General features: G+C 42.6%; 11 protein-coding genes and 1 riboswitch. Of the genes, 7 read left to right on the plus strand and 4 right to left on the minus strand.

Features of this window, described 5'->3' with window-relative positions; all coding sequences use genetic code 11:
* The first annotated feature begins 51 nt into the window (after positions 1-51).
* From ACPUYX_RS06190 to ACPUYX_RS06200, 3 genes are all read left to right on the plus strand, one after another.
* Positions 52-1,599 carry a sensor domain-containing diguanylate cyclase gene (locus tag ACPUYX_RS06190; RefSeq protein ID WP_426378832.1) on the plus strand — a complete coding sequence of 516 codons (1,548 nt, stop codon included), beginning with the start codon at positions 52-54 and terminating at the stop codon, positions 1,597-1,599.
* Between the two features lie 165 nt (positions 1,600-1,764).
* Positions 1,765-5,070, plus strand: a complete 3,306-nt coding sequence (locus ACPUYX_RS06195) for an EAL domain-containing protein (RefSeq protein WP_426378833.1) — start codon at positions 1,765-1,767, stop codon at positions 5,068-5,070.
* A 249-nt stretch (positions 5,071-5,319) separates the two neighbouring features.
* Positions 5,320-6,480 carry a PLP-dependent aminotransferase family protein gene (locus tag ACPUYX_RS06200; RefSeq protein WP_426378834.1) on the plus strand — a complete coding sequence of 387 codons (1,161 nt, stop codon included), beginning with the start codon at positions 5,320-5,322 and terminating at the stop codon, positions 6,478-6,480.
* Between the two features lie 165 nt (positions 6,481-6,645).
* Here ACPUYX_RS06200 and cobS read toward each other — a convergent pair whose 3' ends face one another.
* The 3 genes from cobS to cobT are packed head-to-tail and all read right to left on the minus strand — an operon-like array spanning position 6,646 to position 9,142.
* Entirely contained in the window at positions 6,646-7,383 is a 738-nt protein-coding gene (gene cobS / locus ACPUYX_RS06205; protein WP_426378835.1) for an adenosylcobinamide-GDP ribazoletransferase, read from the minus strand.
* Positions 7,384-7,386: 3 nt separating this feature from the next.
* A complete protein-coding gene (cobU, locus tag ACPUYX_RS06210) occupies positions 7,387-8,013 on the minus strand; it encodes a bifunctional adenosylcobinamide kinase/adenosylcobinamide-phosphate guanylyltransferase (protein WP_426378836.1) in 627 nt (208 codons plus the stop codon).
* 49 nt (positions 8,014-8,062) lie between these two features.
* On the minus strand, positions 8,063-9,142 hold the full coding sequence (gene cobT, locus ACPUYX_RS06215; protein ID WP_426378837.1) for a nicotinate-nucleotide--dimethylbenzimidazole phosphoribosyltransferase: 1,080 nt from the start codon (positions 9,140-9,142) through the stop codon (positions 8,063-8,065).
* A gap of 101 nt (positions 9,143-9,243) precedes the next feature.
* Positions 9,244-9,418, minus strand: a riboswitch (cobalamin riboswitch).
* Positions 9,419-9,600: 182 nt separating this feature from the next.
* Between cobT and ACPUYX_RS06220 the strand changes: the two genes are divergently transcribed.
* Both ACPUYX_RS06220 and ACPUYX_RS06225 read left to right on the plus strand, forming a co-directional pair.
* Positions 9,601-10,008 (plus strand): c-type cytochrome, encoded by a 408-nt coding sequence (locus tag ACPUYX_RS06220; RefSeq protein ID WP_426378838.1) that lies wholly within the window; start codon positions 9,601-9,603, stop codon positions 10,006-10,008.
* 287 nt (positions 10,009-10,295) lie between these two features.
* Positions 10,296-11,555 carry a hemolysin family protein gene (locus ACPUYX_RS06225; protein WP_426378916.1) on the plus strand — a complete coding sequence of 420 codons (1,260 nt, stop codon included), beginning with the start codon at positions 10,296-10,298 and terminating at the stop codon, positions 11,553-11,555.
* Positions 11,556-11,600: 45 nt separating this feature from the next.
* Here ACPUYX_RS06225 and asnB read toward each other — a convergent pair whose 3' ends face one another.
* On the minus strand, positions 11,601-13,484 hold the full coding sequence (asnB, locus tag ACPUYX_RS06230; protein ID WP_426378839.1) for an asparagine synthase (glutamine-hydrolyzing): 1,884 nt from the start codon (positions 13,482-13,484) through the stop codon (positions 11,601-11,603).
* A 296-nt stretch (positions 13,485-13,780) separates the two neighbouring features.
* On the opposite strand from asnB, the gene ACPUYX_RS06235 reads away from it, so the two are divergent.
* Together ACPUYX_RS06235 and ACPUYX_RS06240 are read left to right on the plus strand one after the other, a co-directional pair.
* Positions 13,781-14,002 (plus strand): hypothetical protein, encoded by a 222-nt coding sequence (locus ACPUYX_RS06235; protein WP_426378840.1) that lies wholly within the window; start codon positions 13,781-13,783, stop codon positions 14,000-14,002.
* A gap of 222 nt (positions 14,003-14,224) precedes the next feature.
* On the plus strand, positions 14,225-15,457 hold the full coding sequence (locus tag ACPUYX_RS06240) for an LL-diaminopimelate aminotransferase (protein ID WP_426378841.1): 1,233 nt from the start codon (positions 14,225-14,227) through the stop codon (positions 15,455-15,457).
* The last annotated feature ends 150 nt before the right edge of the window (positions 15,458-15,607 follow it).

Below are 15,607 nucleotides of genomic sequence, written 5' to 3' on the forward strand. Positions count from 1 at the left end.
GGTTTATGATAAAATATGGTTATGATATGAGAATGAAAGGGTGATAAACCCATGCCGGCCCAATCTAATATGTATCGTCTCAAACCCGAGGACATCTTTGGCCTTCTTCAAGAAATTAATCACCAAGAGAATTTAGAAGACGCCCTAAAATTACTGACAAAACGTGGGCTTGATTTTTTTAATTCGACGATGGCTGGTATTTGGCTATTTGAAGAACAAAAATTTCATTCTCTGACCATTAGTGCTCTTACAGAACAACAAGAAAGATTTTTAAAGCATAGCTTTCTTTCTTCAGATTTGAGGGATTTTTTTAAAGGTATAATAGAAAGCGATGCTTTTTTTGAGCCTAAAATTACGCTCCACGAAATTGACGAGCAAGGGTATGAACATGATTTCAGAGCATTAAAAAAGGGGTATTCTTTCACAGAATGGAGCGAACATCTACGGGAGTTTAAAATACGGCGAATTTTATGTGTTCCTTTGGTTCATTATGGCCAGTTCTTTGGCTTGCTGGCTCTATTTAGTCCTAATCCTTTCGCCTTTGATGAGAATAGCGTCTATTGGCTGGAACAACTGATGCCCTTGATTTCTTCGAATGTCTATGAGCAGCAGCTGCGTTTGGCGGCTTTAGACCGTGAACAGGCTTTATCCCTGCTTTTACGGGGAACTGAAATTTTAGTAAAGGCTGTTTCCGAGGATCAATTGTTAGCTGAAGCCGGGGAAATGGCTATGGAAATTTTATATCTCGAAGCAGGCTTTTTTCATATGGAGCAAGATGGGGAGTGGATCATACGGTCACCCTTTGGGCGGTTAAAGCACTTAGAAAAAGTTTGGCAAGAGTGGATGAATTGCGATAAGCAAATCCATTTTCCGTCGGGGTATGTACCACGTTCGACACCAACATTAAGGATTTTAGAAAAATCGGATCAAAGAGATATGCCATATCCTGTAAAGCGGATTTATGTCCATCCGATTATAGCCCATCGCGGGATTGTCGGGGAACTCTGGCTTATGGACTCAGGAGTCAGGAATCTTGAACAAACTCAAGAAATACTATCGGCTTTTGTTAGGATTTTAAGTATGTCTCTAGAAACGATACGCCAAAGGCTGGAACTTAGACGTTTGGCAACAACAGATTGCTTAACCGGGATTTTAAATCGTCAAGGTTTTGAACAGCGGATGTTGGGAGAAATGGCGAATACCTTGAGGCGCGGAACGACCTTTCAATTTTTGCTTCTTGACTTAGACGGTTTTAAAAATTTGAATGACACCCAAGGACATCCCGCGGGAGATCTTGCCCTCGTTCATGTTGCCCAAAACCTGCAAAAATCTGTTCGGTTAGGCGATATCGTTGCTCGAACAGGCGGTGATGAATTTGCTGTGGTCTTTACGGATTTAAAGGCAGGTACAGACGCCATTAAAATTATTGAACGTTTAAAGAAAAATTTAGACCTCGAAAAATTTGGTTTGGGTATAACCATTGGGGTTGCTGAATTTCCTACAGAATCTCAGGACTATGAAACATTATATAAAGTTTCCGATCGTCGACTCTATATCGGAAAACAAAATGGGAAAGGACAAATCATTGTCAGAGACTAATCCTAGAATTATCTTGAACTGAAAAGCGAATTTTGAAATTCGGCCGGCCGTATGGCGGCCGTCTTTTTATACAGAAAAAATTTGTCTATATTTAGAAAAAAACCAATTATTAGCAGGATTTTCATTAAATCTTGGAGAATGGATTTCTAAAGGAGGAGATCCTTTATGATGGCTAACCTGAAATGGGACAATTTAAAACGAATTACCCCATGGCGCTTAACGATCTTGTATGCTTTAATCAGTGGTTTTTGGATACTATTTTCGGATCGTATTTTGGGACTTTTTATTCATGATCAGGCGTTATATGTTCAGTTATCAACCCTAAAGGGGTGGTTCTATGTTTTTGTTACATCGGTTTTTCTCTATCTGTTCTTTTACTGGGGAATAAAATCACTTCAGGATTCTGAAGAAGCGCTACAGGACAGTTATCAACGGCTAAAGTTAAAGCATAAGGAGCTTGAAATTGCCCATGAAGAAATGGAGGCGACTCATGAAGAGCTTGTTGCTGCCGAGGAAGAGCTGAAGCAGCAATTTTATGAAGTTCAAGAACAAGAGGCGTACTATCGAAGGGTATATGAGGGGATTTCCAGCGGAATTATCGTGCAGAATCGCTATGGACAGCTTATTCATGCCAATGATGCTGCCTGTCGCTTGTTGAGGCGTGGTCGCTCCCAATTGAGATTGCCTTCTCCTATTGATGGTTCTTGGCAAGCTTACTTTTCTGATGGCACACCCTTTAAATGGGAGGAATTACCTAAGGATGCTTTAGCTCACAATGAAAAATCAACTCTTTATCGTGAACTAGTAGTTTCAGAGGGGAGTCAACAGAAATCCTGGCTATCGATCCATTCTGACATTATTCAAAATCTGAATTCTGATCATGATCAGGAGATCATAACAACCCTCGTAGATATTACAGAGGAGAAAATGTTAGAAATCTATGAACATCTTTTAAATGAGATCAATCAAATGGTGTTATCTGAAAAAACCCTGCCTGAAATTAAACGATATCTCTGTGAACAGCTTGTCAAGCAGATGGAATTTCCTTGGGTTTGGATCGGGGTAAAAAAGGACGATGGAATGGTTGAGTTTCGGGCAGAAGCTGGTCTGAAGTATTCGGACTCCAATCCGATCCGTTGGGATGAGTCTTTATATGGGCAAGGAGCAGTAGGACGTGCAATTCAAACCGGTTATAAACATGTGGAAGTGTTAGAGGGAAACCCTATTTTCGAAGCTTGGAAAGAGTTTATTGAGAAAAATGAACTTCGTTCAGTGGCAGCTTTTCCTCTGATCCATCAGGGAGAAACCTTTGGAGTTTTGACGTTATATTCGCAAATAATTGACTATTTTAATGAAAAACGGCTGGCTTTTTTGGAACATTTTTCGTTTCAATTAGCGGTTATGTTTAATTCAGCAAGCGATCGAGAACATATAGAACGCTATCGTCTTTTAGCTGAGGACTCTTTGGAAATGATTCTGTTTGTCCAACCGGACGGACGGATCATGGATGCCAATGAGGCTGCCATAAATCGTTATGGATATACCCGGGAAGAGTTAACGAGCATGTATATCCATGATATACGCCTAAATGCTGACCGTGATAAACTTATCGAACAACTCAGACTAGCACAAAACGGGATTCAGTTTGAGTGCCTGCACCACTGCAAAGACGGCAGTATTTTTCCGGTCGATGTCAGCTCTAAGGGGGCTGTTTTTCGTGGCCAGTCAATTATCGTAAGTATCATCCGTGACGTCACAGAACGAAAAAATGCTGAGGCTATCATTTGGCTGGAAAAAGAACGTGCTCAAGTTACTTTGGACTCAATTGGGGATGCGGTCATTACTACGGATGTTCAGGGGAATGTTGAATATCTTAATCCTATAGCCGAAGCCCTAACTGGCTGGAGTAATGCCGAAGCAGTGGGCTGTTCATTAGAGCACGTTTTTCGGATAGTCAATGAAAATACTAACGCCCCCGTTGAGAGTCCTATTGTTCGCTGCTTAAGAGAAGGGCGTATTGTTGGCTTAGCAAACCATACTGTCTTAATCCATCAAAATGGACAGAGAATAGCCATCGAAGACTCTGCAGCTCCAATTCGCGATCGGCAAGGTGGCGTTATTGGAGGAGTTTTGGTCTTCCATGACGTTAGTGACAAGCGAAATTTAGTGAAGGAACTTGCACATCAAGCCCACCATGATTCTCTTACCGGCTTGCCAAATCGTCTTCTGTTCAATGAACTCCTGAACCAGGCGTTGGCACAAGCTCGGCGTAAGAAGAGTATGCTGGCAGTTTTGTTCCTTGATTTAGACCATTTTAAGCTAATCAATGATACTATGGGACATAATATGGGTGATCTTCTCCTTCAGCTGTGTTCGGAGCGACTTCAACAAGCGATACGTGAAGGAGATACTATTGCTCGTCAAGGCGGAGATGAATTTTTGATTCTTCTTCCCGAAATTAGGCGGGGAGAAGAAGCCGCCTATGTCACTGATAGGATCTTAAAAGTTTTTTTAGAGCCCTTTATGCTCAGTGGGAACGAAGTATTCATTAGTACAAGTGTCGGAATAAGCCTTTATCCTAATGATGGCAGTGATTTAGAATCTTTAGTCAAACAAGCAGATACAGCAATGTATTATGCCAAGGAGCAAGGCCGAAAAAACTATCAATTTTTTACACCGGAACTCAACAGCCGGGCACAGGAACGTCTCACGCTTGAGAATAATCTGCGTAAAGCCTTAGAACGGGAAGAGTTTGTTCTTAACTATCAACCACAAGTGGATTTCAGTACAGGACGGATTGTTGGTATGGAGGCCCTGATTCGCTGGAATTCTGCCGAGAGAGGAATCGTTTCCCCGGACGTATTTATTCCTATTGCTGAAGAAACAGGTTTAATTGTTCCTATTGGGGAATGGGTATTGCGAAATGCCTGTGCCCAAAATGTTGCCTGGCAAAAACAAGGACATCAGCCCTGGCGCATTGCTGTAAATATTTCGGCGCGACAGTTCCAGGAAGCCAATTTTATTGAATTACTATCTAAAGTAATAAACGATACCGAAATGGACCCTCAGTGGCTGGAAATTGAAATCACAGAGAGCATTGCCATGAAAAAAGGGGAATCTTCCGTTAACTTATTACATCGTATTAAAGAACTAGGAGTTCGGATTTCCATTGATGATTTTGGAACTGGATTTTCGTCACTGAATTACTTACAACGATTGCCGGTAGATACTTTAAAAATTGACCAGTCTTTTGTTCGAGATATTTCTGAAGATAATAATGGGGAAGAAGTCATTACTACAATTATTTTATTGGCTCGAAGTCTTCACCTTAGAGTAATCGCTGAAGGAGTAGAAACGAAAATCCAATGGCATTTCCTCAAAGAAAAACAATGTGATGAAATGCAAGGATATTTCTTTAGTAAACCGCTCATGGCAGAGGACATTGAACGAAAGTTTTTATCCGGTTTTTAAGCCCCCCACTTCTATAAGTGGGGGTGGGCCCTTCGTAAAACTTCAGGTGGGGTAGAGTCCCCATCTGAAGCCCCGATGTTCAGCTTTAGTTGAACGAGTTCACTGTCCGATTAATACATAATGATTACAACAACTTGATCTCTGGCAGGAAATTATTTCAGAAAGTAGAATTATATATTAGCCAACTATATAAAAGAGAGAAAAATATAAAAATGTGACATATATCAGCTGAACTGAGGAGGATTTAAGATGCGGTATGCAAAATGGATGGCTAATATAGGTGAAAGCTTTATAGGGGAAATGCTAAAAGCTGCCCAGAATCCAGATATGATATCCTTTGCCGGCGGTTTGCCGGCCCATGAACTTTTTCCGGATCAGGTCTTGCAGCGCAGTTTTCAGCGCGTTTTCGAGGAACAGGGAAAACCTGCTCTTCAATATGCTCAAACTGCCGGACATCCGCCTTTAAGAGAATGGCTTGCGAAAGAGCATTTAAGAAATGGTAAACCGGCTGAGATGGAAAACATCGTTGTGACAACAGGAAGTCAACAGGGCTTAAGTTTATTGGGTCAAACCTTTTTAGATCCGGGTGACGTTGTGTTTTTGGAAATGCCGACTTATCTGGGAGCGATTCAGGCCTTTCAGGCTTTTGGTGCTCAATTCAGGATGATTCCCTGCGATGATCAGGGGATTATTCCCGAGGAACTGGAGAAAATGCTTGGTGAAGTAACTCCTAAATTCTTATATCTTATTCCCAATTACCAAAATCCTAGCGGTAAGGTAATGGGACTTGCGCGCAGACTGCAGCTTTTGCGGGTAGCTCAAATTTATGATTTGTTGATTGTTGAGGATAATCCTTACGGGGAGCTGCGTTTTGAAGGGGAAGCTTTGCCTAATTTGGTGGAATTGGGAGAAAATGTCGTCTACTTGGGCACCTTTTCAAAAGTTTTAGCCCCCGGACTAAGGGTCGGGTACGTTGTTGCAGATGCAGACATTGCAGATCACCTTTGCCAAACGAAAGAAGGAGTAGACTTACACAGCAATAATCTTACTCAACGTGCTGTGTTAGAGTTCTTAAAAGAAGGTGTACTCCCAGAACATATTCATACCTTACGAAGGGTCTATAAGGAACGAAGACAAGCTATGGTTGAGGCTATTGAAAAGTATCTCGGTGACCAGGTGGAAATGATTGTGCCTTCAGGAGGCCTCTTTCTTTGGGCTCGCTTTAAAAATATAGCCAACAGTTTTGATTATGTTGAGGAGACTATTCGTCAGAATGTTCTCTATGTTCCTGGCGCGGTCTTTTACACAGATCAGCGAGTCACTCCAGAGATACGCTTGAACTATTCCTGCTCGACACCGGAAGTAATTGATGAGGGAATTAAGCGCTTAGCACGGGCGATCATAGGCTAGGCAATTATAGTTCTTTGATCAACAAAGAGATGATTAGCCAGGATAATTAATTGGATGATTAAATAGGATTTAGTGAACTAATAAGAAACTGGGGCCGTAACGAAGATTAATTCGTTACGGCCTCTTCCACAAATAATGACCCTATTTTAAGATGTATTTTTACTTCTAATGGAGAAAAGGAAAGGCTGCAAAAAGGCAAAGTACTTCAGAAAGCTCAATAATGGCTCCATAGAGATCGCCGGTCAAGCCGCCGATTAGGGAAGTGATTTTCTTGGCCCAAAGGGTTACAGCAATAACACAAACGAAGAATGAGATTATACCTGCGAAGCCTGATAATAAATAGGAGATTCCACAGACTAGGGCTCCCGAGATAAGAAGTGTAATCCATTGAGTCGCCTCGTGAAATCCCTTGCCTAATCCTTGAGCTCGAGCATATGGAAAGGCTATGACGCCTATTTGAAAAACCCAACGCGAAAGCATAGGCATAATAAGAAGAAGAGAGAATTTTGCCAGAGTTAGACTTGCAAGTAAAGAAAATTTAAAGAGCAGTAAACCAAAGAGTGCCATGGAAGCATGGGCTCCAACCCGGCTGTCCTTCATGATTTCTAAGATTCGCTCCGGGCTGCGGGCGGACAGCAATCCGTCCATGCTGTCCATGAAACCATCAAGATGGAGCCCGCCGGTGAGGATTAGTTCGGCAACTAAGAGGAGAGCCCCTAACACTAATGGCGGAAAAAATGGAAACAACCCTTTGGCCAAAAGCCAAAGAATAAAGCCTATTAAAAGTCCTACTAATGGATAATAACGATAACTTCCAGTAAACTCTTCTGAGGTTACCTCCACCTTAGGTGAGGGTAAAGGAAGTCTGGTTAGGAAAGTAAGAGCGATGAGAAATCCACGCATTGGCTATCTCTCCTTGCCCAGGGATGAGAGCAAGGCCTCGCCGGAATGCTTGATTTCCACGGGGAGACCCGCAGTGACCCAATAAACATTATCGGCGCTTTGGGCGAGAATTTGATTACTTCGTCCTGCTAAATCGCGGTAAGCACGGGATAAGGGATTTTCCGGAACAATTCCCTGACCGACTTCATTGGTAACGAAAATAACAGACGGCTGAATTTTTTGCGCCAGGAGCCCTACTTCTTGTACGAGGGATAAGATTTTAGGTTCGATCATCTCATAAATGGTTCGGGTAATATGAGCTGATTGCGAAGCTTGTGCATTTTTCTCTGTCTCGGATAGAAGAAGATTCGTGAGCCAAAGGGTAACACAATCGAGGAGAATAACCCCATTCGTCTCTTTTAGTTTCCGCAAGGTGTCGGGAATATTTAATGGTTCTTCGATCAATTGCCAAGTTGCGGGCCTTTGCTGTTGGTGCTTTTTGACCCGGTGCGCCATTTCTTCGTCCAAGATTTGAGCCGTTGCAATATAAATGACAGGTCGGTTGGGGTACGCCGTATGGGCAGCTAATAGTTCCGCAAAACTACTTTTGCCGCTTCGTGACCCTCCCGTTATAAGGGTAAATTGTGACATAGTTTTCAATGACTCCCCTCATTGTCTTAGTGAACCCAATCACGTGGCTCTAATTTGCTTTTTCACTGACGCCTGCATCTTCAAAGGTCGCCATTTCGTTTAAAATGTGCAAGGCTGCTTCAACGAGGTGAAAGGTCAAGGCTGCTCCCGTGCCTTCACCCAATCTCATATCAAGATTTAGCACCGGTTCCAGTTTTAGTTCAGCTAGTGCTTTACGGTGCCCAATTTCGACGGATCCATGGGATGGGAGCATATAAGCCACGCTCTTGGGAGCAAGTTTAGCAGCAATTAAAGCTCCTGCAGTAGAGATAAATCCATCAATAACGATGGGAACATGACTGGCAGCAGCTTGAATGATGCTGCCTGCAATGGCGGCTATTTCTAAACCTCCAACTTTCACGAGGACATCAAGTGCATCTGTTACGTCTGGCCGGTTCACTTCGATGGCTTTTTTAATGGCTTGGCATTTTCTTAAGAGACCTTCGTCATCAATTCCAGTTCCTCGTCCCACAACGGACTCAACGGAAGAATTCGTCAGGAGGGCTACAATAGCTGAACTGGGAGTGGTATTGCCGATACCAAGTTCTCCGGTAGCAAAAAGGTTATAGCCGTTTTGAATTTTTTCTTGGGCAACTTCAGCCCCGGTGAGCAACGCTTGGAGCGCTTCCTTTTTCGTCATGGCCGGCCCTTTCGTCATATTCTGAGTTCCGTCGGCTACACGCTTATGAAGGCAGTTACCTTCGAGAGGAAAAGCAACTCCAACATCGGTTAAAACGACATCAGCTTGGGCTTGGCGAGCCAACACGTTAATAGCTGCACCGCCGTTTATTATATTATACGCCATTTGGGGAGTAACTTCCTGAGGAAAGGCACTGACTCCTTCTTCCACGACTCCATGATCTCCAGCCATTAAGAGGACGGCTCTTTTTAAGAGTTTAGGCTGAGAAGTGCGTTGAATTCCGCCAAGCTGTTTCGCAAAGTGTTCTAACTGTCCTAAGCTTCCTTGTGGTTTAGTCAGGGAATCTAAACGTACTTGAATTTTGGCCATAGCCGCTTCATCAAGGTCAGAAATTGAGGCAATGAGATGTTGAAGTTGATCATGGAGTTGTGCTTCGGATAAATTTTTCATGACATAACCCTCCTTAATTTTAAGATGAAAAAAAGTAAAGTCCCGCCACAAATAATGTGGTCGGGACTTTGCCGTCGTCACCGACGCTTCCTAATATAGGGAAGCCGTCAACATTTTAGGCAGGTCTCCTGGCTCTCGAATCATTGCCGGTTCGCAGCCTTCCCAGCATAAGCCAGTGGTCAGCGAGGCTCATCGAATACAGTGGTGGGTCCGCGTCGTTTTTTATTCCGAACTTCCCTATTCTCCCCTAAGGGCACCTAAAATGGATTAATTTTCTATAGCATATCACAACAGTTACTAATACTCAAGACAGGAAAAGTTGATTAGTTGAAAATAACAACAATTTAAGCGAAGAAAAATCTAACAGTATGTAGTAATTCTGCAAGGGGAATTACTAAATTTAAATCTTGTCGACTAACTGCATTTTATTTAACCATCAACATAGGGAGGGAACAGTTTTGAAGAATTTCAAGATTATTTGCTTGCTCCTAGGAATTATGGTCATAGGTGCCGGCTGTGCGACGAAACCAACGGTTCCCACAAATCCAACAGATAAGAATACACAGGTTCGGCAATCAGTATCAAAATCATCATCAACAAATTCAAATACAACATCTGCTCCAACACCACCATCATCGACACCAACTTCCACGGGGAAAGATATTTATGACAAGAATTGTGCCGCTTGTCATGGCCCCGCTGGAGCAGGTGGTTCAGCGCGAGCCTTAAATACGGAAACAAGGTCACAGAATGAAGTTTCCAATACTATACGAAATGGAAAAGGATCAATGCCTGGTTTTGGAAGTTCTTTAAGCGTTGCTGATATTCAAGCAGTTTCTGAATATGTTGCCGGATTAAAAAAGTAAACAGCCTAAAGAAGGACATCTTATTTTTAGTAAAGATGTCCTTTTTTACAAGTCATAATGTATCATATATAATTGTAATATAATCACTAAGTTGAATAAGTGTTTTAAGAAAAAATTACGGGGTTCTCTATAGAAATATTAGGAAAGGAAAAGGTTAGGTTGTGTTCGAGAGAACACTCCATAATCAGGGGAGCGTCATAGAAGGTCTGCTTTGGAGCCTTTTTAAGGTTTTATTTGCTTTTGTTTTAGTTTTAATAAACGGTATTTTTGTAGCTGCCGAGTTCTCGATGGTTAAAGTCCGAAAAACCCGTTTGGCCGAGCTGGCTGAAAACGGTTCCCATCGTGCTCAGACGGCTTTAGAAGTCACTTCAAAACTTGACGCTTATCTATCGGCGAGTCAGCTGGGTATTACCCTGGCTTCTCTGGGCCTGGGCTGGTTGGGCGAACCAGCTGTTTCAGCACTTATCGAACCATTGTTCAGTGGGCTGGGAAGATGGGAGAGGCTTTATACTGAAACCATCTCCGTAATTATTGCCTTTTTATTGATTACTTGTGTGCATATTGTGCTTGGCGAACTTGTTCCAAAGTCAATGGCCATACAGAGAGATGAAGGAACGGCTCTGGCAACGGCCGGTTTATTAAAAGGATTTTATCGCGTTTTTTATCCGGTGATTTGGACTCTTAATAGTCTTGCGAACTTTGTCCTACGTCTCCTGGGTATTCAACCGGCTAATGAACAGGATCTAGTCCATAGTGAAGAAGAACTGCGCATGTTAGTAGATGCCAGTCAACGACATGGCTATTTGGATAAAATGGAAGGTAAGCTTCTCGATAATGTCTTCGAATTTTCAGACCGAATTGCCAGTGAAGTTATGATTCCTCGCCAGGACATGGTCTGTATTTTTCTTCAGGATACCTTTGCCGAGAGTCTTGAGCTTATCAAGAAATATGGCCATACTCGTTATTTGCTCTGCGATGGGGACAAAGACCATGTTCTTGGGTTAGTACATATGCGAGATATCTTCTGGCTTCAGGAACAATCTGAAGAAAAGGATATTACGAAGATTAAACGAGACATACTTGTTGTTCCGGAAGGAATGCCAATTTCACATTTAGTTCAAGCCATGCGAAGCCAAAGAACTCATATGGCTGTGGTCGTTGATGAATTTGGCGGCACTGCGGGACTTGTAACCATTGAAGATATGCTGGAGGAACTCGTTGGCGAAATTTACGATGAATTTGAATTGGAGCAGCCTCCTGTTGAAAAGCTTAGTGATCAGGAATACATTCTTAATGGCCGTGTTCTTATGGAAGAAGTATCGGAATTGCTGGAAATTCAGCTTGAAGAAGAAACTGTATCTACCATCGGCGGTTACGTCTTTTCCCGCTTAGGACGTAAGCCTTTGAAAGGCGACGTGGTATATTTTGATGGCTTTCTCTTTGAAGTTCTTGAAGTCAATGGTTTCCGTATAACGAAAGTTAAGGTCACCAAAAAGCAACCTCCGGAACCCAAAGAGGATGAAACAAACAATTTTGATGAACTATAATGAGGGCCTGCAAGTATGTTGCAGGCCTTTGTGACGGTTAATTCACTAAAGAATTTGGATTTCTTTTTCCTTAAGCCAAAAATTAACTTGAATTAAAAAGGCGAAAAGTTGTGGGATATCCATTAATTGACCAAACCACGGGCGCCCTGAGGGTAGTGTATCTGAAAGCTTCATTAGGTCTTTAAGAGCAGGAAGATTAATAAGAGGCAGCAGTGGAGAAGAAGGATCGGCAACAATTTCATTCAGCCAACTGCGCACCGACTGCAGATATGCGGGGTGATGTGTTTTCGGATACGGGCTTTTGCGGCGCCAAAGGACATCTTCAGGAAGAACGCCGGTTAGAGCATGACGCAGGAGTCCTTTTTCCCGGCCTTCCAAGGCCTTCATCTCCCAAGGAATATTCCAAGCATATTCAACGATGCGATGATCACAGAAAGGCACTCTTACTTCCAGACCTGTAGCCATAGTCATTCGATCTTTGCGATCAAGGAGAGTGGGCATAAAACGAGTGAGAGTTAAATAGGAAATTTCTCGGCTGCGAGCCTCGCGTTGACGTTCCTTTACGGTTCTGCTGTCTTGGTGAACCGGTGCGTTGCCTGGAAGCTTAGGGATCTCAGCTAAAGCTTCTTCATATCGTTCGCGAATATAGTCATAGGGCTGAAGAAATTCTATTAATTCGGGTGAAAGGACCTGTAATCGATTTTCGACATGAAGTGCCCAGGGAAAGGTCTCTGCAGCAAGGGAGTCCGGGCGATGAAACCAGGGGTAGCCTCCGAACACCTCATCCGCACATTCTCCGGAGAGCCCGACAGTTACATGCTTTTTGATTTCTCGGGAAAAGAGAAAGAGTGAAGAATCAACATCTGCCATGCCTGGAAGGTCACGTGCCGATGCGGCTATTTTGAGAGCTTCAACGAGGTCAGGAATCGAGAAGGTGCAATTTGTGTGTTGAGTGGAGAAGGCTTCCGACATTCGTTTTATCCATGGACCGTCCGCTCCGGGCTGAAAATCGTTGGGCTTGAAATATTTATCATTATCAGCGTAATCAACCGAAAAGGTAGGTAAGGGGCCTTTTCCTTGATATGCCATCGTATTAGCGGCAATGGCGGTAATAGCGCTAGAGTCCAGTCCGCCCGAAAGCAGAGTGCCGATCGGTACATCCGATACCAGTTGCCGCTGGACAGTATCGAGAAAGAGGTTTCGGATCTTCGTTGAAGTCTGGCCAAGATCATCAGTATGAATGTTATTGGGCAAAGCCCAATATTGATAAATTTTTAAACCGTTGTTAGAATAAATCATGCTATGTCCGGGTCTTAATTCAGAAATCCCCTCAAAGACACCGTTGCCTGGAGTGCGGGCAGGACCAATAAGAAAAACTTCCGCTAACCCATTTTTTCCAATTAAAGGGGAGATTTCCGGATGTTTGAGTATGGCTTTAATTTCTGAAGCAAACAGCAAATAGCCGTTTTGTTCACTGTAGAAAAGAGGTTTTACTCCCATTCTGTCTCTAGCCGCAAACAAATGCTGAGATTTACTGTCCCAAATGCCAAAGGCAAAAATTCCATTGAGACGCTCAACACAGGAGGGGCCCCATTCTAAGTAAGAGACAAGGACAACCTCTGTGTCCGAATGGCCATCAAAATGATAGCCGAGACTTTGAAGTTCTGAGCGAACATCTTGCGTATTGTAGAGCTCACCATTATAAATGAGGGTATAAGTATGTTCTCCGCGCTGGCGACTCATCGGCTGCAGTCCGCCTTCAGGATCAACAACAATCAGACGTCGATGTCCGAGGGCAGCTCGTGGTGAGAACCAGTACCCTTCTGCATCAGGACCTCGGGGAGTAAGAGTCTGAGTCATACTTCCAAGAACTTCTTGCTGAGATGATAAATCACGTTTCCAATCAATCCAACCAACAATGCCACACATTAAATTTCTGCCTCCTTATTTAAAAGATAATCATTATCAATTAACCTCCTACACTTTATGTTCCAAACGCATAATAGTTTACGTATTTGTTGTGTACTTGGGGAAAAATTTTTGAACCTATATCGTCAAATCTCGAGTTTATAGTTAAAATCCACTCATGGTTCACTAATTTCCCTAAATGACTTTTAAGCTTTGACATTATTTAAATTTTATAGGTATTAAAGGAGTCATGCTCCTCGTGGAATAAATTGGAATATTCTATAGTTAAGTGTATCAACAGTTGGGAGGCTATGGCTATGACTGAAAAGGAAGCGAGCTGCTCATGCCAATGTAAAAAGGATTCGAATAACATGCCTATATTGATTGGGGGCATTATTATCTATGAATTGGCTGTTGCAGTGATCCTATTGACATTTATCTTTTGGGGCCTTGAAAAACCAGGTGAGTGTGATTCCAGCGGAACTTGCTGTCAAGCAGAATCAAAGGAGGATGTTATCGAACTATCGACGGAAGAATAGTAAACCAAGAGTTTTTGGGCAATTTACCCAATTGTAAGCTCCCACTTTTACAGGTGGGAGTGCCCATTACTTATGAATACTATAATAAGAGCGGGAACATACAAAGAACATATTATAAACTGTTTGAGCATTGTATACTTAACTAATAGAGTTGCAAAATTTCCAATCAATAAATATAATTTGTAACATGCAAGAGGATTAAATAAAGGAGTTTGAATACATATGGCACTTGTCAATGAAAATTATTTAAAGTTACCCGGGAGTTATCTGTTTTCTGAAATTGCTCGCAGAATTAATCAATTCAAAGCCACCAATCCGCAAGCGGATATTATTCGTTTAGGCATTGGTGATGTAACCCGTCCTTTACCGCCTGCTGTTATTGAGGCAATGCACAAGGGCGTTGAAGAGATGGGAAAGGCAGAAACGTTTCGGGGTTATGGGCCAGAGCAAGGGTATGAGTTCTTGATTAAAAAAATTATTGAGCATGACTTTACTCCCCGCGGAGTGGATCTTTCCGTTGATGAAGTTTTTATTAGCGATGGTGCTAAAAGCGATACGGCAAATTTCCAAGAACTTTTTGGAGTTAATAATATTATGGCTGTGACCGATCCTGTTTACCCTGTTTATGTAGACAGCAACGTCATGGCTGGGCGCACAGGAATGTATGACAGTGATAAGGGACAGTATGGTAAAATTGTCTATCTTCCCTGTACGGAAGCAAATGGTATGAAACCTTCCCTTCCCAAGACAAGAGTAGATATGATCTATCTTTGTTTTCCTAATAACCCCACCGGAATGACTCTGTCTAAAGACGACCTGAAACAATGGGTGAACTACGCGCGCGAAAATCGTTCGATCCTTTTATTTGATGCTGCCTATGAAGGTTATATTCGAGAAGAAGGAGTTCCCCACAGTATCTTTGAGATCGAAGGCGCACGAGAAGTTGCCGTTGAGTTTCGCAGTTTTTCCAAGACGGCTGGTTTTACAGGTACTCGCTGTGCCTATACCATTGTCCCAAAGGATGTAAAAGTTTATGATTCCAAAGGTGAAGCGTACAGTCTTAATCAACTTTGGCTAAGGAGACAAACTACCAAGTTCAATGGTGTTTCCTATCCGGTCCAAGCGGCTGCTGCAGCTGTTTTCTCGGAAGAAGGCCAACGGCAGATTAAGGAGACAATTAATTACTATATGGAAAACGCTCGGATTATTCGTGAAGGATTGCAAGCCGCCGGCTATACTGTTTTCGGAGGCGTCAATGCTCCCTATATCTGGATGAAGACGCCCAAAACGATGGGCTCGTGGGAGTTCTTTGATAAACTTATGACGAATGCTCATGTCATTGGAACGCCGGGAGCAGGCTTTGGAGCAAACGGTGAAGGATATTTTCGCTTAACAGCTTTCGGCACACGTGAAAATACGTTGCAAGCGATTGAAAGAATAAAGACGAGAATGTAGGCGAAAATTAATAGAAATAGTTGGTTGTATAAAAACAAGGGATAATTCAAAGAATTACCCTTGTTTTTCTTTATTTTTCGAGATTGTTATTGCTAAATTGACGCTGTTTAGGTATAATTTGCATTGCTGTAAAAGTGATAGGAGGTTGTT

The sequence above is a fragment of the Desulfosporosinus sp. SYSU MS00001 genome (assembly GCF_049943955.1).
Lineage (GTDB): Bacteria > Bacillota > Desulfitobacteriia > Desulfitobacteriales > Desulfitobacteriaceae > Desulfosporosinus.

Coding starts and splice junctions, on each gene's coding strand:
- ACPUYX_RS06195 (WP_426378833.1), top strand. CDS start 1,765: ATGATGGCTAACCTGAAATGGGACAATTTAAAACGAATTACCCCATGG.
- ACPUYX_RS06190 (WP_426378832.1), top strand. CDS start 52: ATGCCGGCCCAATCTAATATGTATCGTCTCAAACCCGAGGACATCTTT.
- ACPUYX_RS06235 (WP_426378840.1), top strand. CDS start 13,781: ATGACTGAAAAGGAAGCGAGCTGCTCATGCCAATGTAAAAAGGATTCG.
- ACPUYX_RS06225 (WP_426378916.1), top strand. CDS start 10,296: ATGGTTAAAGTCCGAAAAACCCGTTTGGCCGAGCTGGCTGAAAACGGT.
- asnB (WP_426378839.1), bottom strand. CDS start 13,484: ATGTGTGGCATTGTTGGTTGGATTGATTGGAAACGTGATTTATCATCT.
- cobT (WP_426378837.1), bottom strand. CDS start 9,142: ATGAAAAATTTATCCGAAGCACAACTCCATGATCAACTTCAACATCTC.
- ACPUYX_RS06240 (WP_426378841.1), top strand. CDS start 14,225: ATGGCACTTGTCAATGAAAATTATTTAAAGTTACCCGGGAGTTATCTG.
- cobS (WP_426378835.1), bottom strand. CDS start 7,383: ATGCGTGGATTTCTCATCGCTCTTACTTTCCTAACCAGACTTCCTTTA.
- cobU (WP_426378836.1), bottom strand. CDS start 8,013: ATGTCACAATTTACCCTTATAACGGGAGGGTCACGAAGCGGCAAAAGT.
- ACPUYX_RS06200 (WP_426378834.1), top strand. CDS start 5,320: ATGCGGTATGCAAAATGGATGGCTAATATAGGTGAAAGCTTTATAGGG.